Annotated in this window: 20 protein-coding genes; 14 read left to right on the top strand and 6 right to left on the bottom strand. The window is 62.2% G+C overall.

Annotated elements, in window-relative coordinates; translation table 11 throughout:
• The 3 genes from N8A98_RS09695 to N8A98_RS09705 all read right to left on the bottom strand — a co-directional run bounded on the left by N8A98_RS09695 (window position 1) and on the right by N8A98_RS09705 (window position 1,864).
• Complete coding sequence (locus N8A98_RS09695; RefSeq protein WP_262170977.1) at window positions 1-489, bottom strand: P-loop nucleotide/nucleoside kinase family protein; 489 nt, start codon at window positions 487-489, stop codon at window positions 1-3.
• 3 nt (window positions 490-492) lie between these two features.
• Complete coding sequence (locus N8A98_RS09700) at window positions 493-990, bottom strand: GNAT family N-acetyltransferase (RefSeq protein ID WP_262170979.1); 498 nt, start codon at window positions 988-990, stop codon at window positions 493-495.
• 103 nt (window positions 991-1,093) lie between these two features.
• A complete protein-coding gene (locus N8A98_RS09705; RefSeq protein WP_113123370.1) occupies window positions 1,094-1,864 on the bottom strand; it encodes a Bax inhibitor-1/YccA family protein in 771 nt (256 codons plus the stop codon).
• A gap of 204 nt (window positions 1,865-2,068) precedes the next feature.
• Here N8A98_RS09705 and thpR point away from each other — a divergent pair, with 204 nt between their 5' ends.
• The 5 genes from thpR to N8A98_RS09730 all read left to right on the top strand — a co-directional run bounded on the left by thpR (window position 2,069) and on the right by N8A98_RS09730 (window position 5,804).
• Window positions 2,069-2,608 carry an RNA 2',3'-cyclic phosphodiesterase gene (gene thpR / locus N8A98_RS09710; RefSeq protein ID WP_113123371.1) on the top strand — a complete coding sequence of 180 codons (540 nt, stop codon included), beginning with the start codon at window positions 2,069-2,071 and terminating at the stop codon, window positions 2,606-2,608.
• 210 nt (window positions 2,609-2,818) lie between these two features.
• Window positions 2,819-3,340 (top strand): invasion associated locus B family protein, encoded by a 522-nt coding sequence (locus N8A98_RS09715; protein ID WP_113123372.1) that lies wholly within the window; start codon window positions 2,819-2,821, stop codon window positions 3,338-3,340.
• Window positions 3,341-3,438: 98 nt separating this feature from the next.
• Window positions 3,439-3,939, top strand: coding sequence for an invasion associated locus B family protein (locus N8A98_RS09720; RefSeq protein ID WP_262170984.1), 501 nt, complete (start codon window positions 3,439-3,441; stop codon window positions 3,937-3,939).
• Window positions 3,940-4,172: 233 nt separating this feature from the next.
• Entirely contained in the window at window positions 4,173-5,381 is a 1,209-nt protein-coding gene (gene rlmN / locus N8A98_RS09725; RefSeq protein WP_113123374.1) for a dual-specificity RNA methyltransferase RlmN, read from the top strand.
• A 3-nt stretch (window positions 5,382-5,384) separates the two neighbouring features.
• On the top strand, window positions 5,385-5,804 hold the full coding sequence (locus N8A98_RS09730; RefSeq protein WP_262170985.1) for a GNAT family N-acetyltransferase: 420 nt from the start codon (window positions 5,385-5,387) through the stop codon (window positions 5,802-5,804).
• A 189-nt stretch (window positions 5,805-5,993) separates the two neighbouring features.
• Here the strand turns inward: N8A98_RS09730 and N8A98_RS09735 are convergent, their stop codons facing one another.
• The 3 genes from N8A98_RS09735 to N8A98_RS09745 form a co-directional block, all read right to left on the bottom strand.
• Complete coding sequence (locus tag N8A98_RS09735) at window positions 5,994-6,842, bottom strand: 23S rRNA (adenine(2030)-N(6))-methyltransferase RlmJ (RefSeq protein WP_262170986.1); 849 nt, start codon at window positions 6,840-6,842, stop codon at window positions 5,994-5,996.
• A 58-nt stretch (window positions 6,843-6,900) separates the two neighbouring features.
• Window positions 6,901-7,548: a LysE family translocator gene (locus N8A98_RS09740; RefSeq protein ID WP_262170987.1), complete on the bottom strand. Its 648-nt coding sequence runs from the start codon at window positions 7,546-7,548 to the stop codon at window positions 6,901-6,903.
• A gap of 69 nt (window positions 7,549-7,617) precedes the next feature.
• The gene (locus tag N8A98_RS09745; RefSeq protein WP_113123378.1) at window positions 7,618-8,085 is read right to left on the bottom strand and encodes an Lrp/AsnC family transcriptional regulator; all 468 of its coding nucleotides are present in this window, start codon (window positions 8,083-8,085) and stop codon (window positions 7,618-7,620) included.
• 126 nt (window positions 8,086-8,211) lie between these two features.
• Here N8A98_RS09745 and N8A98_RS09750 point away from each other — a divergent pair, with 126 nt between their 5' ends.
• The 9 genes from N8A98_RS09750 to N8A98_RS09790 all read left to right on the top strand — a co-directional run bounded on the left by N8A98_RS09750 (window position 8,212) and on the right by N8A98_RS09790 (window position 18,813).
• Complete coding sequence (locus N8A98_RS09750) at window positions 8,212-9,435, top strand: argininosuccinate synthase (protein WP_262170989.1); 1,224 nt, start codon at window positions 8,212-8,214, stop codon at window positions 9,433-9,435.
• 118 nt (window positions 9,436-9,553) lie between these two features.
• Window positions 9,554-11,695: a putative bifunctional diguanylate cyclase/phosphodiesterase gene (locus N8A98_RS09755; RefSeq protein ID WP_262170991.1), complete on the top strand. Its 2,142-nt coding sequence runs from the start codon at window positions 9,554-9,556 to the stop codon at window positions 11,693-11,695.
• A gap of 113 nt (window positions 11,696-11,808) precedes the next feature.
• The gene (locus N8A98_RS09760) at window positions 11,809-12,399 is read left to right on the top strand and encodes an RNA polymerase sigma factor (protein ID WP_262170992.1); all 591 of its coding nucleotides are present in this window, start codon (window positions 11,809-11,811) and stop codon (window positions 12,397-12,399) included.
• 115 nt (window positions 12,400-12,514) lie between these two features.
• The gene (locus N8A98_RS09765; RefSeq protein WP_262170994.1) at window positions 12,515-12,823 is read left to right on the top strand and encodes a VOC family protein; all 309 of its coding nucleotides are present in this window, start codon (window positions 12,515-12,517) and stop codon (window positions 12,821-12,823) included.
• A 214-nt stretch (window positions 12,824-13,037) separates the two neighbouring features.
• The gene (typA, locus tag N8A98_RS09770) at window positions 13,038-14,852 is read left to right on the top strand and encodes a translational GTPase TypA (RefSeq protein ID WP_262170995.1); all 1,815 of its coding nucleotides are present in this window, start codon (window positions 13,038-13,040) and stop codon (window positions 14,850-14,852) included.
• Window positions 14,853-14,970: 118 nt separating this feature from the next.
• Complete coding sequence (locus N8A98_RS09775; RefSeq protein WP_262170997.1) at window positions 14,971-15,588, top strand: DedA family protein; 618 nt, start codon at window positions 14,971-14,973, stop codon at window positions 15,586-15,588.
• 299 nt (window positions 15,589-15,887) lie between these two features.
• A complete protein-coding gene (locus N8A98_RS09780) occupies window positions 15,888-16,178 on the top strand; it encodes a YggT family protein (protein ID WP_113124100.1) in 291 nt (96 codons plus the stop codon).
• A 5-nt stretch (window positions 16,179-16,183) separates the two neighbouring features.
• Entirely contained in the window at window positions 16,184-16,501 is a 318-nt protein-coding gene (locus tag N8A98_RS09785; RefSeq protein WP_262170999.1) for a DUF167 family protein, read from the top strand.
• A gap of 170 nt (window positions 16,502-16,671) precedes the next feature.
• Window positions 16,672-18,813, top strand: a complete 2,142-nt coding sequence (locus tag N8A98_RS09790) for a sodium-translocating pyrophosphatase (protein WP_262171001.1) — start codon at window positions 16,672-16,674, stop codon at window positions 18,811-18,813.
• Window positions 18,814-18,817 lie beyond the last annotated feature (4 nt).

Raw genomic sequence — 18,817 nt, forward strand, 5'->3', positions numbered from 1 at the left:
CTAGTGCTGCCGGCGGCCGGCCGCCGCGATCACAGCCAGTTCATCCGCTGTCGGTGGCTCGAAGCGCGCCAGCCAGCCCAGCAGGTCGCTCTCAGGGATGATAAAGGCATGCTCGGGCGCTTCGGCATTGCGCCGCGCCAGGCGAGCCAATAGCTCGTCACGCGGCACATCCATGAAATGGATTTTGGTCATGGCCCCCAACGCCGCCGCGCGGGCCGCAAAGTCCTCGCGCTCGACGCGGGCCCAGAAGCCGAAATCGAGGATCACGTCGATCCCCTTCTGCAGCGCCACACTGGCAACCCGCCACATCAGCACTTCGACCGCATCATGGCGCCGGTCGTGGTCGGGGTCGGCCACGTCGTCGCCGAACAGCTGGATGTGCCATTCGTCCGGCGTCAGCCGCAATGCACCCGTTTCGGCCTCCAGCTGCCTGGCCCTGGTGCTCTTGCCCGCACAGGGCAGGCCGACCATGAGGTGCAGGATGGTCATCGGCTAGAGCGCCAGTTGCAGATGCACGATGTCGTGCCAGCGATCGAATTTGTAGCCGACGGCTTCGTAGCGCCCGACCCGGATAAAGCCGAACTTTTCGTGGATGGCGATGGAATTGGCGGTGTCGGCCGTGATCACCGCCAGCATCTGCTTGAAGCCAAAGGCCCTCGACTGCGCCAGAAGCTCGGTCAGCAGCAACTTGCCCAGCCCTTTGCCGGTCGCCGTGGGGTCGAGATAGATCGAATCCTCGCAGGTGAAGCGATAGGCGGCGCGGGGGCGATAGAAGCTGGCATAGGCATAGCCGAGCACCTTGCCATCCTGTTCGGCCACCATCAGGGGGTGGCCCAGCGCGACCAGATGGGCGAATTTTTCCGCCATGGCCGCTTCGCCCGGTGCCTCGGTGTCAAAGGTGATCGCCGTGGTTTCCACATAGTGCCGGTAGATGGCGGTAATGGCGGGAATATCGGCCCAGGCGAAGGGACGCAGGATGGGGGTGGACACGGCTCATAACCCGGCAAAAGAAAAGGACCGCATCCCTTTTAGGATGCGGTCCGATCTGTCGTCCAACCAAATTCCTTGATCGTCCAATCAAGGAAGCTGGTGCTTACTCGCGATTGCCGAACAGGCGGAGCAGCATCAGGAACAGGTTGATGAAGTCGAGATAGAGGCTCAGCGCGCCCATGATAGCGCCCTTGGCCAGCACATCGGCGCCGTGCGACTCCGAATAGCCTTCCTTGATCTTCTGCGTGTCATAGGCGGTCAGGCCCACAAAGATCAGCACGCCGACCGCCGAGATGGCGAATTCGAGCATGGAGGACTGCATGAAGATATTGACCAGCGAAGCGATGATCAGGCCGATCAGGCCCATGAACAGGAAGCTGCCCATCTGGGTCAGGTCGCGCTTGGTGGTATAGCCGTAAAGGCTCATGGCACCAAAGGTCGCGGCGGTGATGAAGAACACCTTGGCGATCGAAGCGTCGGTATAGACCAGGAAGATCGAGCTGAGCGACACGCCCATAATGGCGGCAAAGGCCCAGAACACGGCCTGTGCGGCCGGCACCGAGAGCTTGTTGATGCCAAAGCTCAGCACCATCACAAAGGCGAGCGGCGCGAGCATCACGACCCATTGCAGCGGGCTTGCATAGAGCAGGGCGCCCCACTGGGTGACATACTGGCCATTGGCCAGCTGGCCCACGGCGGCGTCCGGATTGGTGGTGATGGCGGCGGAAGCAGCGAACCAGGCAGCAAGCCCGGTCACAACCAGCCCGATACCCATGTAATTGTAGACGCGCAGCATGTAGCTGCGCAGGCCCTCGTCGATGGCCAAGGCCGAGCCGGCCCGCGCACCGAGGGTCTGACGGTCATATTCAGCCATAGTCGGTTTCCTTTCCCAATTGGTAGAGCGGTCCGTTGCACCGCCGGTGGGCGCATTGTTTCGCCACTTGACGCACAATATGGATGGGAGACCAGTCGTTTACAAGACCGAACGGGGCCCCGCGACGTTTGGACTGGCCCCATGACGCGCTTGTGTTAGGGTCAAACCACGAATCGCGTGACTGATCCACTAGAGGAGGAGCCCATGCCCAGGCTCTTTACCGGCCTCGAAATCCCGGCCGATGTGGGATTTGCCCTCTCGCTCAAGCGGGGCGGGTTGACCGGGGCGCGCTGGATCGACCCCGAAAATTACCACATCACGCTGCGCTTTATCGGCGATGTCGATCACCAGACCGCCAATGAGGTGGTCGATAGTCTCGATCGGCTCTCCAATTCGCTGCGCTTTTCCATCCGCCTGACGCATTTGGGGATTTTCGGCGGCGACAAGCCGCGCGCGCTCTATGCCGGGGTGGAGATGAACGAGGCGCTGACCCGCCTGCAGGCGGCGCAGGAGCGGGTATTGCAGCGGGCCGGCCTGCCGCCGGAAGGGCGCAAATTCGTGCCGCATGTGTCGCTGGCGCGCCTGCGCAATTCCAGCGCCGAAGATGTCGCCCGCTTCATGGCCGAGGCCGGGCGGTTCGAGCCGTTGAGCTTTCCGGTGGGCCGGTTCGTGCTTTATTCGAGCAAGGATTCGGTGGGGGGCGGCCCCTATGTGGTGGAGCAAAGTTATCCTTTGGCCGCTTAAGGTAACGCAAGTGTTAGCACATTGTTAACCGCGACGGCGCAAACCGGGGGCCATGATGGGCTATACGCCAAAATGCCGCCGCGATTGGCTCGCATTTGAGACAAATCGGTTGGATGCGGCGGCGTTTGACACCTTGGTAACCATGTTGGGGCAAGTTGAAGCGGGCAAGCTCCTCCCAACCCGGATCTGATGATGAGGAAGAAATTGGCAATGACGACGAAAACCGGTGGCCTGACGCTTGGGCTCGCGGTCGCCGCAATCATGGCTCTGGCCCCTGCCGCCCAAGCGCAGCAGGCGACCGAACTGGGGACTTTCAACGCCTGGACCGCCTGGCAGGCGACCGATGCTTCCGGCGTGATCTGCTATGTGTCGGCGACGCCGCAGAAAAGCGAGCCGGCCGGCGCCAATCGCGACCCGATCCATTTCATGATCATCCATCGCAAGGGCATGGGCACCAAGAACGAGGTGCAGACGATCATCGGCTATCCCTATAATTCCACCAATGCCGGCGCGAGCGCGGCCATCGATGGCAAGACCTATCCCATGGTCACCGAAGGCTCGGCCGCCTGGCTCGCCTCGACCGGGGATGAAGCCGGGTTCGTGGCGGCCTTCAAGGCGGGCAGTAACCTCGTCATCAAGGGCACCAGCCAGCGCGGCACCAATACGACCGACACCTATTCGCTGTCCGGCGCCACCGCGGCCGTCAACGCCATCGACGCGGCTTGCAAGTAACTTCGCTGCACGTAATTTGCCTTGCCCGGTTCGGGCGAAACGCCATAATTCGGGGCGGGTCCAAAAGGGCTCGCCCCATTGCATATCCAGAGGCCAAGATGACCAAACTCGCTGCCGCACTTGCTCTTGCCGCCATTGTGATGCTGCCCCATGCAGCCATGGCGCAATCAGTGCGGCTCTTGGGCGAGCACCGGGCCTGGTCGAGCTATGCCGCCAATGACAGCGCGGGCGCAGTATGCTTTGCCATGACCAAGCCGACCAGCGTGCAGCCCGAGCCCGATGGCTATACCCAAAGCTATCTCTATATCACCAACCGGCCGGGCGAGAGTGTCGCCAATGAATTCAACCTGGTTGCCGGCTTCTCCTTCCAGCCCGACAGCATGGCCACGGTGACCGTCAGCGGGCAGAGCTTTAATCTCTTCACCCAGAACGATGCGGCATGGCTCGACGATGCCGCCCAGTCGGGGGCGCTCGCCAGCGCCATCCGCGCCGGGTCGAGCCTGACCGTGGAAGGCACCAGCGCTGCCGGCATCAAAGTGGTGCAGACCTTTTCGCTGTCCGGCGCGACCGCTGCATCGCAATCGGCGAGCAGCTGCTAGCAACGGCGCCGGGTGAGCGCCGCTGCCAAGAAGACCTCATGGTGAGCTTGTCGAACCACGAGGTCGAGCGAGTGGAGGCCGGTGTGCCACGCCCTCGTCCTTCGACAAGCTCAGGATGAGGTCTACTGGGGTCCCTGCGCCGCAAGCAAAGCACCTCCCCGCCCCGTGACTTTGCCTAAAGCTGTCCTATATGCTATTGGCCCGCGCTTCCGTCACGTCTGGACCCCTTTGCCATGAGCATTGCGCTTAATCTCGATCACTCGTCTGCTATCCGCCCCGCTGCGGCGAGCCGGCCGTCGCTGATCGGCCTGAGCAAGCTGCAATTGGCCGAGGCGCTGACCACGGCCGGCATCGCCGCCGACAAGGAAGCCCGCATGCGCGCGAGCCAGTTGTGGAACTGGCTCTATGTCAATGGCGTCACCGATTTCGAGCGCATGACCAATGTGGCCAAGCCGGTGCGGCAGAAGCTGGCCGATACCTTTATTCTCGATCGCCCCGAGATCGCCTCCGAGCAGGTCTCGTCCGACGGCACCCGCAAATGGCTGTTCCGCTTCCGCGATCCGGCCAATCCGAACTATCCCCCGGTCGAAATCGAAACCGTCTATATCCCCGAGGAAGATCGCGGGACGCTCTGCGTCTCCTCGCAAGTGGGCTGTACGCTGACCTGCACCTTTTGCCATACCGGCACGCAGAAGCTGGTGCGCAATCTGACGGCGGGCGAAATCCTGGGCCAGATTCTGATGGCCCGCGAACGCCTGGGTGATTTTCCCGGTGGTGTGCGCCCGGATGATGGGGGCCTGGTCCCTGGCGGGGAAAGCCGCGCCATCACCAATATCGTGATGATGGGCATGGGCGAGCCGCTCTACAATTTCGACAATGTGAAGCAGGCGCTGCTGATCGCTTCGGCCGGTGACGGCATGAGCCTTTCCAAGCGCCGCATCACTTTGTCCACGTCCGGCGTCGTGCCGTTCATCGAGCCGACCGGCCGCGAGATCGATGTCATGCTGGCCATTTCCCTGCATGCCGTGAATGACGATCTGCGCGACGTGCTGGTGCCGATCAACAAGAAATGGAAGATCGCCGAGCTGCTCGACGCCTGCCGCAATTATCCGGGCCTCAGCAACGCCCGCCGCATCACCTTCGAATATGTGATGCTGGACGGCATCAATGACAGCGATGCCGATGCGCGCGAACTGGTGCGGCTGCTGGCCGGGATTCCCGCCAAGATCAACCTCATCCCGTTCAATCCCTGGCCGGGCACCAATTACGGCTGCTCCCCCTCGAGCCGCATCGAGCGCTTTGCCGATATCGTCAACAAAGCCGGCTATGCCAGCCCCGTCCGCACCCCGCGCGGCCGCGACATCTTCGCCGCCTGCGGCCAGCTCAAGAGCGAAAGCGAACGCCTGAGCAAGAAAGACCGCGACGCGCTGGCTGGTGTCTAACCCATGAGCGTCGTCTGTCGCCGGATAACGGCCCCAGACGCGTCCCTCCTCACCAACATCGCCGCCGATGTGTTCGATGAACCCGTGCAGTCAGACCGGTTGGCGACCTATCTCGCCGCGCCGGGGCATCTGATGGTGCTGGCTTTTGATGGCGATCTGGTCGTCGGGCAATGCACGGGCGTGGTCCATTACCACCCGGACAAGGTCACCGAGTTTTATGTCGATGAAGTGGGAACGAGCAGCGCCTATCTGCGGCAGGGCATTGCGACGGCCATGTTGACCGAACTGTTCGCCTGGGCGCGGGAGCTGGGGTGCAAGGAAGCCTGGCTGGGCACCGAACTCGACAATGAGGCAGCCAATGGCCTCTATCGCCGCTTTGATGGGGATGAGGACACGATCAAATATTACGAGTTCAAGCTCTGAATGTCGCCGTTCTGACGCCGCCAATCCGCTCAATGCATCCAATTCCACGGTGTCATCCCCGCGAAAGCGGGGACCTCCGTTTGCGGTGGCCAAAGGGAAACAGAGGTTCCCGCTTTCGCGGGAATGACATCGTGGGTGGTGAATGACACCGGGGCTTTGATGGTATCGGAGCATGGGTGAGGGGGCTTCTTACTCCCCCGCCACCCAGTCAATCTTGAACCCACCACGACCTTCCTCGGCCAACAATGCCGACAGAGGCGGCAGCAGCGTCTTCATTTCCTCCTCCAGCGCATAGGGCGGATTGACCACGATCATGCCAGTACCAAACAGCCGCGCGGGCGTGGAGGGCGCGCGGATGGTGAGTTCGATGCGCAGGATTTTGGGAATGCCCGTGGCCTTGAGGTCGGCCACGAAACTTTCGACTTCGCTCGGCTCCTTGATCGGATACCAGAAGGCAAAGATCCCGCCGGGCCAGCGGCGATGGCCTTTGCCCAGCCCAGCCACCATGCGGGTGAATTCGCCCTTTTCTTCGAAGGGCGGGTCGATCAGGACCAGGCCGCGCTTTTCCTTGGGCGGCAGATGGGTGCCCAGGGCGGCCCAGCCGTCGAGATGGGTGACGCGGGTCTGGAAATCGCCGGCAAAGTTTTCGTGCAGCGCCGCGGCATCGGCCGGGTGCAGTTCGAGCGCAAAGAGCCGGTCCTGGTCGCGCAGCAAGGAGCGGGTGATGAGGGGCGAGCCGGGATAGAAGCGCAATTGCCCGTCGGGATTCTGCGCTTTGACTACGTCGAGATAGGGTTTTGCCAGCTCCGCCGCTGCGGGGGGCAGGCCGGTTTGCACCAGGCGCGCAATGCCCTCGAGCCATTCCCCGGTGCGTTCGGCCTGATCACCCTCCAGATCATAGAGGCCGACGCCGGCATGGGTATCGAGCACGCGGAAGGCGGCGGGCTTGCGCTTGAGATAGTCCAGAATGCGGACCAGGATCAGGTGTTTGACCACATCGGCAAAATTGCCGGCATGAAAGGCGTGGCGGTAATTCATGAGAGCGTGACCAGGAAAAGTTGCAGACTTTTCCGCTTCGGGAGCGCGACCAGCATAACTAGTGGCGGGCTTGTGCGGTAAGGATAGTCACGGCGAAGGTGGTGAAGATCGCCGCAAAGCTCCAGTTGAGGGCGCGTTCTACCCATTTGCTGTGGCGGAAGGCGGCGGCCAGCCAATCGGCGGCGAACACGGTCGCGACGCCCAGCGGGATCGAGAGCAGCACGAATTCGGCACCGAGAAAGAACAGTTTTCCGGTGGCCGAGGGATCATGCGCATCGACGAACTGGGGCAGGAAGGTCACGAAGAACAGCACGACCTTGGGATTGAGCAGGTTAATGCCAATGCCGGTGGCAAAGCTCTGGCCCACACTGGGCGGCCGCTTGGCGGCCTCGGCAATGCGCAGGCCCCCGCCATGCACCACGGCCTGATAGGCCAGCCACAGCAAATAGAGTGCGCCGACGATCTTGAGCCCGAGGAACAGGGGCGGCGCGGCAATGATCAGCACGGAAATGCCCAGGGCGACCAGCGTGGTATGCACCATGATCCCCGCCATGGCGCCGGCCATGCAGGCCAGGCCATGCGCGCGGCCATAATTGATCGCCCGGCTGAGCTGCAGCGCCATATCCGGCCCCGGCGTGATGGCCAGAACCACGGTCGCCAGCGCAAAGGCCAGGATGACGGGAAGATCGGGAACGAAGCCGGGCATGAGATTTTCCGCGTGTTGAATATTCTAGCCATAGCCCGCCAGGCGTGGCGAAGCGAGCCTTCCAATGCATCACGCCAGCGGCAGTTCATAACTCCGCTTGATGGTTTCCATGGGCACGTCGGTCTTGACGCTTTGCACGCTGGGGATGCGCATCAGATAGTCGGACTGAAAGCGCCAATAGGCGTGCAGGTCCGCCGTGACGATGCGCATGATGGCGTCGCATTCCCCGGTGGTCAGGTAGCACTCCACCACTTCGGGATAGCTCCGCACCGTTTCGGCGAATTGGTGCGTGGTCTGGGCGTCCTGGGTCTTGAACCAGATGCGGGCGAAGACAGTCAGGCCCAGACCGATGGCAGGACCATTGAGCAGGGCGGTATATTGGTCGATGACGCCCCGGTCTTCCAGCAGTTTGACGCGGCGCAGGCAGGGCGAGGGCGACAGGCCCACTTCATTGGCCAGCTCGACATTGGACATGCGGGCATTGCGCTGCAATGCTCTCAGGATACGGCGATCGATGGCGTCGAGCGTTTCTGGCATGTCGTGCGTCGTTTCAATTATATCGTGGCATAATATGCCGCAAACTGCGCCAAACTTGCGATGATCGCAAGGATATTGCGCGGGGGCTGGTCTATTGTGTCGCTATCATACCGGGAGCGGAATTTCATGGCAAAAGACATCAAGAAGGTCGTGCTGGCCTATTCGGGCGGGCTCGATACCTCGATCATCCTCAAATGGCTGCAGGAGACCTATCAATGCGAGGTGGTGACCTTCACCGCCGATCTGGGCCAGGGCGAAGAGCTCGAGCCGGCGCGCAAGAAAGCCGAACTGATGGGGATCAAGGAAATCCACATCGAGGATCTGCGCGAGGAATTCGTGCGGGATTTCGTGTTCCCGATGTTCCGCGCCAATACAGTCTATGAGGGCCAATATTTGCTCGGCACTTCCATTGCCCGGCCGCTGATTGCCAAGCGCCTGGTGCAGATCGCCCAGGAGAGCGGCGCCGACGCCATTTCCCATGGCGCCACCGGCAAGGGCAATGATCAGGTGCGGTTCGAACTGACCGCCAATGCGCTCGACCCCTCGATCAAGGTCATCGCGCCCTGGCGCGAATGGGATTTGCAGAGCCGCACCGCGCTGCTCAATTATGCCGAAAAGAACCAGATTCCGATCGCCAAGGACAAGCGCGGCGAGGCCCCGTTCTCGGTCGATGCCAATCTGCTGCATACCTCCTCCGAAGGCATGGTGCTGGAAGACCCCGCCGTGCCGGCGCCCGATTATGTCGCCCAGCGCACCGTCAATCCGGAAGACGCCCCCAACGAAGCCGAGATCATCACCATCGGCTATGAAAAGGGCGATCCGGTCTCGATCAATGGCGAAAAGCTCTCGCCGGCGAGCCTCCTCACCAAGCTCAATGAACTGGGCGGCAAGCATGGCGTGGGCCGGCTTGATCTCGTGGAAAACCGTTTCGTCGGCATGAAATCGCGCGGGCTCTACGAAACCCCCGGCGGCACGATCATGCTGGTGGCCCATCGCGGCATCGAATCCATCACGCTCGATCGCGGGGAAGCCCATCTCAAGGATGAGTTGATGCCCAAATATGCCGAGCTGATCTATAATGGCTTCTGGTATGCGCCCGAGCGCGAAATGCTGCAGGCGCTGATCGACAAGAGCCAGGAATTCGTCACCGGCGAAGTCACCGTCAAGCTCTACAAGGGATCGGCCAGCGTCATCGCCCGCACCTCGCCCTATTCGCTCTATTCGATGGATCTGGTGACCTTCGAGGAAGGCTCGGGCACCTATGATCATCACGATGCCGAAGGCTTCATCAAGCTCAACGGTCTGCGCCTCAAGACCTATGCAGCGCGCAATAAAAAAGCCGGCAAGTAGCTGATTCTCCTGCCGGGACTGCACGGTCCCGGCAGGGCCTTAATGGCTCGTTAATGGGAAATCTCTAGCTTTCCCGCCAGCATGGATGCAGGTGCATCGGGCGGGGAGATATCGGCTGGTGCGAGCAGAAGACGCCGGCAGCTTGAGCGAGATGGCCGAGGCCCTGTTGCTCGATGCGGCCCTTGAAAACATTCCCTATGGTTTCTGCGTCTGGTCGCCGCAATTCCGGCTGGTGATGTGGAACAAGAACTGGCGCGATCTCTACGGCTTCCGCTTCGATCAGGTGCATCGGGGGATGAGCCTGGAAGAGGTGGTGGAACTGTCGGCCCAATTGGGCAATCACCGCGAACAGGGTGCTCAGGGCTTTTACGAGGCCTATACCGGCGAACTCTTGGCCAATCGCGGCGGCGCCCGCTACAAAAGCCAGGAAATGGTGCATGGCGGGCGGGTGATCGAAACCGCCCATGTCTATTCCGAAGCGCTGGGCTGGGTGGTGACCCATGAGGATGTCACCGACGAGATCGCCCGCACCGAAATCGTCGCCAAGCGCAAGCTGGAGCTCGAGCGGCAGAACATTCGGCTCGACGCGGCGGTCAACAATATTTCCCAGGGCCTCTGCATGTTCGACCCCAAGGGTCGTCTGGTCATCTGCAACCAGCCCTATATCAAGATCTACAACCTGCCCGAGCGCCTGCATAAGCCGGGCACCCAGCTCGAGGATATTCTGGGCCATTTGTTCGACGTCGGCATGAGCTCGTCGGGTACGCGCGAGGAATATATCGTGTGGCGGCGCGAGGTGATCGCCCGGCGCGAATATGGCAAGACCGTGCATGAGCTCAATGGCCGGGTCATCTTGATGCAGCACCATCCGATGAAGGATGGCGGCTGGGTGTCGACCCATGAGGACATTACCGAGCAGCGCCAGACCGAGGCGCGCATTCGCCATCTGGCCCGGCACGATGCTCTGACCGACCTGCCTAATCGCATCGAATTCCTCGAACAGATGGCCAAAACCGAGGCGGGCCTCAGCCGGGGCGAAATGGCCGCCGTGCTGTATCTCGATCTCGATCACTTCAAGGCGGTCAATGACACTTTGGGCCATGCGGTGGGCGACGAGGTGATCAAGCAGGCTTCGGCACGGCTTTGGGGCACGACGCGGGAAACCGATCTGTTGGCCCGGCTGGGTGGTGACGAATTCGCCATCCTGATGCGGCCGGTCGAAAGTGCGAGCGACGCGGCGCGGGTGGCCGACCGCATCATCAAGGCGATTTCGGCGCCGATGAACATTGCCGGCCAGCAGATCGAGATCGGCGTCAGCATCGGCATTGCGCTGGGGCCGGGCGATGGCATCAAGACCGATACCCTGGTCAAGAATGCCGATCTGGCGCTCTACAAGGCCAAGAGCGAAGGCCGCTCGACTTATCACTTCTTTGAAGCCGGCATGGATGCCGAGCTGCAGCAGCGCCGCACCATCGAGGCCGGCTTGCGGCTGGCTCTGCAGCGCCAGGAATTGCGCCTGGTCTATCAGCCTTTGCTCGGCCTCAAGGAAAACCGGGTCACCTGTGTCGAGGCGCTGCTGCGCTGGGACCATGACGATCGCACGGTCTCGCCGGTGGAATTCATCCCCATTGCCGAGGAAACCGGGCTGATCGTGCCGATCGGCGAATGGGTGCTGCGCGAAGCCTGTAAAACCGCCGCTACCTGGCCCGGCGAGATCCGCGTGGCGGTTAATCTGTCGCCCGTGCAGTTCAAGAGCCGCGATCTGGTGGGCCTGGTCAAATCCGCGCTCAGCGATGCGCGCCTGCCCGCGACCCGGCTCGAGCTCGAAATCACCGAAAGCCTGCTGCTGGCCGAAAGCGACAGCGTGCTCAAGGCGCTGCACGAACTGCGCGCCATGGGTGTGCGCATTTCGATGGATGATTTCGGCACCGGCTATTCCTCGCTGTCCTATCTGCGCTCCTTCCCCTTCGACAAAATCAAGATCGATCGCTCCTTCATGGCCGATCTCACCAGCCGCCAGGATAGCCAGGCCATTATCCGCGCGGTGATCGGCCTGGGCCAATCGCTGGGCATGTCGACCACCGCCGAGGGCGTCGAAACCGAAGAACAACTCGCCATGGTGCGCGCGCAGGGCTGCTCGGAAGTGCAGGGCTTTCTGTTTTCGCCACCCCTGCCACCGACCGCCCTCTCCAGCCTGTTGCAGCGCGAAGCGGCGCAGGCAGAAGCCGAAGTGCGGGCTGAGCGGAAAAAGGCGTCTTAGGGCCTCCCTTCGGCTATTGCACCAGAACCCGCCTTACCCACGGTGTGGCACCGCGTTTGTGGTGAGATCAGGCGTACCAATCGGCCTTGCCACCCCCACGCCAAGGAGACGCCATGCGGCCAAGCCATTATGCCCAATTGCTGGCCATTGCTCGCCGCGCCACGCTTCGGGCCGATGAAGCGGACGATCTGGTGCAGGATGCGCTGCTTGAAGCCGTGCGCAGCGGCCGCGCGATTGCGGGCCCGCAGGATGTCCGCTGGCTGGCCGGCATTATCCGCAACCGCGCCAGGCTCGCCGCAAGGGGCGCCAGCCGGCGAAGGCTGCGCGAGAGCCACTGGCACGCCCTGCGGGTCCAGCCCGCGCCGCCTGGCGAGCAACCCGACTTCACCACCACGCTTGCCACCTTGCCGCCGGCACTCAAGGCCGTCGCAGCCCTGACCCTGTCGGGCCACAATCGCCGTGAGATCGCCTATCTGCTGAATCTCAGCGATGCCGCCCTGCGTCAGCGCATCACCGCGCTCAAGCGCCAGCTAAGCGCGCGCGGCGTCGCCATGCCCGACGGGATGCCGGGGCTTAATCTTGATCTGGCCTATGGCCGCATTCGCGATGCTTTGCTGCCGGGCCTGTTGCAACAGGGCGGCATTTTCGCCAGCCACGATCCCGATGGGCATCTTTTTATCGTGCGGCGCTCACAAAACAGCTGAGCGCGGCAACAAGGCATATCAGCCACAGGAGGACGCCATGGCATTCAAGCCGAAATCGGCCAGCATCGTATTTTAAGTTTCCGACATTGCCCGCACCGAGAGCTTCTACAATGACGTGTTCGGGCTCGAGCTCAAGCGCGAGGAAGGGGCGGCCGAGCCGTTCTGGCTGTCCGGCCGGCTCGAAAACGGGCTCGAGCTGGTCTTCTTCCAGATGGATGGCAAGCGCGGCGATACGCCGGCGCTGGTGTTTGACGTCACCGAAGGCGGCATTGACGACGTGATTGCCGATCTCGTCGCCAAGGGGGTCACCATCGTCACCCCCGTCTCGGAGGCGCCGGGCGGCTGGAGCGCCGACTTTCTGGACCCCGATGGCTTTGGCCTGGGGCTCTGGCAATCGGAGGCGCTGCCGCGCTCGTTGAAGTAGTCCTGCGGGGCGGTCCTCGCCGCCCCTGCAACCCACCTTTGCGTGTCGGGCGCTTGTCGGGCGGGCTCAAGTGCTGTAATAGCCGCGACAAATGCGCCAGCCTGCCCGAAAAATTGCGGCTGGCGTTCATGTTTCCGCATGATTTCAGCCAAGGCGCGCCCCGAACCACTTCCGGGGCCAATTTTTGGGATCATGCCAAAGAGGCCGATCCCTTATGAGCTTGCGCAATATCGCCATCATCGCCCACGTTGACCACGGCAAGACCACGCTGATCGACGTTCTGCTCAAGCAGTCCGGCTCGTTCCGCGAGAACGAACGCGTCGAAGAACGCGCCATGGACAGCAATGATATCGAGCGTGAGCGCGGTATCACCATCCTGGCCAAGGTCACCAGCCTGCTCTGGAAAGACACCCGCATCAATATCGTGGATACCCCCGGCCACGCCGACTTTGGCGGCGAAGTCGAGCGCATCCTCTCCATGGTCGATGGCGTGGTGATCCTGGTCGACGCGGCCGAAGGCCCGATGCCCCAGACCAAATTCGTGCTCGGCAAGGCGCTGGCGCAGGGCCTGCGCCCGATCGTGGCGATCAACAAGATCGACAAGTCCGACGAGCGGCACCTGGAAGTTCTCGAAGAAATCTTTGACCTCTTCATCGCGCTCGACGCCTCGCCCGAGCAGCTCGATTTCCCCGTGCTCTACGGTTCGGCCAAGCAGGGCTGGATGGCGCTGGAGCCCGAAGGTCCCAAGGAAGATCTGGGCCCGCTGCTCGATAAGGTCATCGAACACGTGCCGGAGCCGACCGTCGAAGAAGGCGCGTTCCGCATGCTGGTCACCACCATCGAGCGCAATCCCTTCCTGGGCCGTATCCTGACCGGTCGCATCACTTCGGGCAGCGTCCGTTCCAACGATCCGATCCACACGCTCAACCGTGAAGGCAAGGAAGTCGAAAAGGGCCGCGTCTCCAAGGTGCTGGCGTTCCGCGGCCTTGAGCGCACCCCGGTCGATGTCGGCGAAGCCGGCGATATCGTCGCTATTGCGGGTCTCGTCACCTCGACCGTGGCCGATACGCTGTGCGCCACTTCGGTGACCAAGCCCATCGCCTCCAAGCCGATCGATCCCCCGACCCTGTCGGTGACCTTCCGCATCAATGACGGCCCGCTGGCCGGCCGCGAAGGTGATAAGGTGCAGTCCCGCGTCATCCGCGAACGCCTGATGCGCGAAGCCGAAGGCAATGTCGCCATCAAGGTGACGCCCGGCGACGACAATGACTCCTACGACGTGGCCGGCCGCGGCGAATTGCAGCTGGCCGTGCTGATCGAAAACATGCGCCGCGAAGGGTTCGAGCTGACCATCGGCCGCCCCAAGGTGCTGATGCAGGATATCGATGGCGTCCGCCACGAACCGATCGAAGAAGTCATCATCGACGTCGATGATGAGCATACCGGCACCGTGGTGCAGAAGCTCACCGAGCGTAAGGGCGAACTGACCGATATGCGTCCGTCCGGCGTTGGCCGCACCCGCATTCAGCTGCTGGTCCCGACCCGTTCGCTGATCGGCTACCAGCCCGAATTGCTGAGCGATACCCGTGGCACGGCGATCTTCAACCGCCTGTTCCACTCCTTCGTGCCGTTCAAGGGCGATCTGCCGACCCGCCGCACGGGCGTCTTGATCTCCAACGGCACCGGCCAGTCCGTCGCCTTCGCCTTGTGGAACCTCGAAGATCGCGGCCCGATCATGATCGACGCCGGCGTCGACATCTATGAAGGCATGATCATCGGCGAGCATTCCCGCGAGAATGACCTTGAGGTCAATGCGCTCAAGGGCAAGCAGCTCACCAATATCCGCACCACGTCCAAGGACGAAGCGGTGCGCCTGACCACGCCCAAGAAGCTCACCCTCGAACAATCGCTCGGCTATATCGCCGAAGACGAATATGTCGAGGTCACGCCCAAGTCGATCCGCCTGCGCAAGATCTGGCTCGATCCCAATGATCGCAAGCGCAATATGCGCGCCCAGAAATCGGCGTAAGCCGGGGTTAGGGTTTCGCCACTAGGTTTCCATCACGTCATTGCCCGGCTTGTCCGGGCAATCCATTTCTAGGGCCACCGCATCGGGTGGCGACGTTGGCGCGGCAAGGAGCATCCCCATGACCGATTGGATCATCCAGACCATTTCCCAGTGGGGCTATGCCGGCATTTTCGCCGTGATGCTGGCCGAATCCATCTTCCCGCCCATCCCGTCCGAATTGATCATCCCCTTTGCCGGCTTTGCCGCCGCCAATGGCGATCTCAACTTTTTCGGCGTGTTGATCGCGGCGACTGTCGGCGCGGTGGTCGGCATGCTGCCCTGGTATTATGCCGGCCGGCTATTCGGGCTCGAGCGCGTGCGGCGCCTGGCCGACCGCTTCGGGCGGGTCATGACGCTCAACGCCGAAGAGATCGACGTCGCTGTCGACTGGTTCCATCGCTTCGGCCCCATCATCGTGCTGTTCGGCCGGCTGATGCCGCTGATCCGCACGCTGATTTCTATTCCCGCGGGCCTCGCCCGCATGCCATTGCCGGTGTTCCTGCTCGCCTCAACCAGCGGCGCGCTGATCTGGAACATTATCCTCACCTCCGCCGGCTACCTGCTGCATGAGCATTACGAACTGGTCGAGGTGATCCTTGATCCGCTCAGCTACATCGTGCTGGCCCTGGTGGTGGTGATCTACCTGGTGCGGCTGGTAATGTGGAAGCCGAGCAAGCCGCGTAGGCCGGCGGAATAGGCTTTCGCAAAACGCAACGCGCCTTGCATTCTGCAAGGCAGGCCCGCTCGCAAAATGCGAATATTCACAATAGTTTAATCTCTGCCGCCTGGTTTGCCTGCCTCCCCGACTTGGCACGCTTGTTGCTATTATAGGGATGTCCGGAAGTTCCCATGTAATGCGTACCGGATGTCAGTCATGTGGGCCCCGCACCGTGCGACCGGTGCGGGGCTCTCATGTCTTTGGGAGCCGAGGCAATCACGCTCTTGTGGCAAGGCCGCATAGCCATTAGATAATTTGCCGACAAAAGGGAGACCGCTATGAAGGCCGTACTCGACGTGATCATGGTCATCCTCCAGCTCTACTGGTGGGTGTTGCTGGTCATGATCATCATGAGCTGGTTGATATCGTTCAACGTGATCAACACGCGCAATCAGTTCGTCGCTGCAGTTTGGCGCGTGGTCAACCAATTGACCGAACCTCTGCTCAACCCGATCCGGCGCTTTATGCCGAATTTTTCAGGGCTCGATATTTCTCCGATCATCCTGTTCCTGATCATATTCTTCATCCAGCAGCTTATCCTGCGCTACGGTTACGCCGCCGTGCCATAGGGTCTATGGATTACCCGGTCTGCTATCGGCTCAGCCCCGTGGGGCTGAGCCTTTTTATTCGCGTCACTCCCAATGCGGGCCGCGACGCCATCGAGGGCGTGGAACAACGCGACGACGGCAGCGCCGTGCTGCGCGTGCGCGTCAAGGCGCTGCCCGACAAGGGCAAGGCCAATGCAGCCGTAGTGGCGTTGCTCGCCAAGGCCTTGGGCGTGCCGAAGTCGGCCGTGACCGTGGTGAGCGGCGAAACGGCGCGGCTGAAGACGCTGGCCGTGGTGGGTGATAGTGCCGCCTTGATCAGGGCGCTCGAGAATATTCCGTCCTAGCCGCCCACCCCCGCTGCGGCAAATCATCGCAATATCCATTGCTTAACGCACAAATCCATCACATCATCGGACGCAGAAGGGTCACAGCGGAGGATGGGCTCGGCGCCGATTGGAGGATCGGCCCTGGTCCATGCTGGGTCCCTGGAGGAACACCGAGAGGGACTTAAGGAATGACTTTGGCTTTATGGCTGATCGTCGTCTGCGGCGGGCTCAGCATTGTTTATGGCGTGATCACCACCCAGGGGCTGCTGGCGGCCGATGCCGGTTCGGCCCGCATGCAGGAAATCTCGGCGGCCGTGCGCGAAGGCGCCTCGGCCTATCTCAAGCGGCAATATACCACGATCGGCATAGTGGGCGTGGTCATCCTGATCGCCGCCTTTTTCCTGCTCGGCATTCACGCCGCAATCGGCTTCCTGATCGGCGCGGTGCTGTCGGGTGCAGCCGGCTTTATCGGCATGAATGTGTCGGTGCGCGCCAATGTGCGTGTCGCCCAGGCCGCCACCACCTCGCTCGCCCGCGGGCTTGATCTGGCCTTCAAATCCGGCGCGGTCACCGGCATGCTGGTGGCGGGCCTGGGCCTGCTCGGGATCACGCTCTATTTCATCATTCTCACCGGCATGGGCTATGCGCCCACCAGCCGCACCGTCATCGATGCCCTGGTGGCGCTCAGCTTCGGCGCCTCGCTGATTTCCATTTTCGCGCGTCTGGGCGGCGGCATTTTCACCAAGGGCGCCGATGTGGGCGGCGACATGGTGGGCAAGGTCGAAGCCGGCATTCCCGAAGACGATCCGCGCAACCCCGCCACCATTGCCGACAATGTGGGCGACAATGTCGGGGACTGCGCCGGCATGGCGGCCGATCTGTTTGAAACCTATGTGGTCACCATCGTCGCCACCATGGTGCTGGCCGCCATCATCCTGCCCGAACAATGGAAGCTGGCCGGCATGGTGCTGCCCTTGGCCATTGGCGGGGCCTGTGTCGTCACCTCGATCATCGGCACCTATTTCGTCAAGCTGGGCGCCTCCAACAACATTATGGGCGCGCTCTACAAGGGCGTCATCGCCACCGGCGTGCTCTCGCTGATCGCGCTGCTCCCCGTGCTGTGGCTGATCTTTGGCGATCTCAACGTCGCCATCGAAGCTAGTGACAAGACCTTCACCCCGATGAGCCTGTTCTGGTGCGGCGCGGCGGGCCTGGTGATTACCGGGCTGATCATCGTCATCACCGAATATTACACCGGCACCAATCGGCGCCCGGTCAATTCCATTGCCGAGGCCTCGGTCACCGGCCATGGCACCAATGTCATCCAGGGCCTGGCCGTATCGCTGGAGTCCACGGCTCTACCGGCTCTGGTCATCATTGCCGGCATTATCGTCACCTATAATCTGGCCGGCCTGTTCGGCATCGCCTTTGCCGTGGCCACCATGCTGGCGCTGGCCGGCATTATCGTGGCGCTCGACGCCTTCGGCCCCGTCACCGACAATGCCGGCGGCATTGCCGAAATGGCCGGGCTCGACAAGGCCGTTCGCCACAATACCGACGCGCTTGACGCGGTGGGCAATACCACCAAGGCCGTCACCAAGGGCTATGCCATCGGTTCGGCGGGCCTGGGCGCTCTCGTGCTCTTCGCCGCCTATACGCAGGATCTGATCTATTTCGCCAATCTCCCCGATGCTCCCGCCATCTTCCAGGGCATGGGCACGCTCAGCTTCTCGCTGGCCGATCCCTATGTCGTGGTGGGCCTGCTGTTCGGTGGGCTCTTGCCCTTCCTCTTCGGTGGCATGAGCATGACCGCCGTCGGCCGCGCCGCCCAATCGGTCGTGGTCGAAGTGCGCCGCCAGTTCAAGGAACGCCCGGGCATCATGGCCGGCACCGAAAAGCCTGATTATGGCCGCGCCGTCGATATGCTGACCAAGGCCGCGATCAAGGAAATGATCGTGCCCTCGCTGCTGCCGGTGCTCAGCCCCATCGTCGTCTTCTTCCTGATCAACTGGATCGCCGGCCCCGCCGCCGGCTTCTCGGCCCTGGGCGCTATGCTGATGGGCGTCATCGTCACCGGCCTCTTCGTCGCCATCTCCATGACCGCCGGCGGCGGCGCCTGGGACAATGCCAAGAAGAGCTTCGAAGACGGCTTCACCGACAGCCACGGCGTCGTCCACCACAAGGGCGGCGACGCCCACAAAGCCTCCGTCACCGGCGACACCGTCGGCGACCCCTACAAGGACACCGCCGGCCCGGCCGTGAACCCGATGATCAAGATCACCAACATCGTGGCGTTGTTGTTGTTGGCGGTGCTGGCCCATCTGGGGTAACCAG

Origin of the sequence: Devosia neptuniae, from assembly GCF_025452235.1 — a bacterium.
Classification (GTDB): domain Bacteria; phylum Pseudomonadota; class Alphaproteobacteria; order Rhizobiales; family Devosiaceae; genus Devosia.

Excerpts from the sequence above, each read along its gene's own strand:
- N8A98_RS09695 (WP_262170977.1), bottom strand. The coding sequence starts at position 489 with ATGACCATCCTGCACCTCATGGTCGGCCTGCCCTGTGCGGGCAAGAGC.
- N8A98_RS09705 (WP_113123370.1), bottom strand. The coding sequence starts at position 1,864 with ATGGCTGAATATGACCGTCAGACCCTCGGTGCGCGGGCCGGCTCGGCC.
- thpR (WP_113123371.1), top strand. The coding sequence starts at position 2,069 with ATGCCCAGGCTCTTTACCGGCCTCGAAATCCCGGCCGATGTGGGATTT.
- N8A98_RS09715 (WP_113123372.1), top strand. The coding sequence starts at position 2,819 with ATGACGACGAAAACCGGTGGCCTGACGCTTGGGCTCGCGGTCGCCGCA.
- N8A98_RS09720 (WP_262170984.1), top strand. The coding sequence starts at position 3,439 with ATGACCAAACTCGCTGCCGCACTTGCTCTTGCCGCCATTGTGATGCTG.
- rlmN (WP_113123374.1), top strand. The coding sequence starts at position 4,173 with ATGAGCATTGCGCTTAATCTCGATCACTCGTCTGCTATCCGCCCCGCT.
- N8A98_RS09730 (WP_262170985.1), top strand. The coding sequence starts at position 5,385 with ATGAGCGTCGTCTGTCGCCGGATAACGGCCCCAGACGCGTCCCTCCTC.
- N8A98_RS09735 (WP_262170986.1), bottom strand. The coding sequence starts at position 6,842 with ATGAATTACCGCCACGCCTTTCATGCCGGCAATTTTGCCGATGTGGTC.
- N8A98_RS09740 (WP_262170987.1), bottom strand. The coding sequence starts at position 7,548 with ATGCCCGGCTTCGTTCCCGATCTTCCCGTCATCCTGGCCTTTGCGCTG.
- N8A98_RS09745 (WP_113123378.1), bottom strand. The coding sequence starts at position 8,085 with ATGCCAGAAACGCTCGACGCCATCGATCGCCGTATCCTGAGAGCATTG.
- N8A98_RS09750 (WP_262170989.1), top strand. The coding sequence starts at position 8,212 with ATGGCAAAAGACATCAAGAAGGTCGTGCTGGCCTATTCGGGCGGGCTC.
- N8A98_RS09760 (WP_262170992.1), top strand. The coding sequence starts at position 11,809 with ATGCGGCCAAGCCATTATGCCCAATTGCTGGCCATTGCTCGCCGCGCC.
- typA (WP_262170995.1), top strand. The coding sequence starts at position 13,038 with ATGAGCTTGCGCAATATCGCCATCATCGCCCACGTTGACCACGGCAAG.
- N8A98_RS09775 (WP_262170997.1), top strand. The coding sequence starts at position 14,971 with ATGACCGATTGGATCATCCAGACCATTTCCCAGTGGGGCTATGCCGGC.
- N8A98_RS09780 (WP_113124100.1), top strand. The coding sequence starts at position 15,888 with ATGAAGGCCGTACTCGACGTGATCATGGTCATCCTCCAGCTCTACTGG.
- N8A98_RS09785 (WP_262170999.1), top strand. The coding sequence starts at position 16,184 with ATGGATTACCCGGTCTGCTATCGGCTCAGCCCCGTGGGGCTGAGCCTT.
- N8A98_RS09790 (WP_262171001.1), top strand. The coding sequence starts at position 16,672 with ATGACTTTGGCTTTATGGCTGATCGTCGTCTGCGGCGGGCTCAGCATT.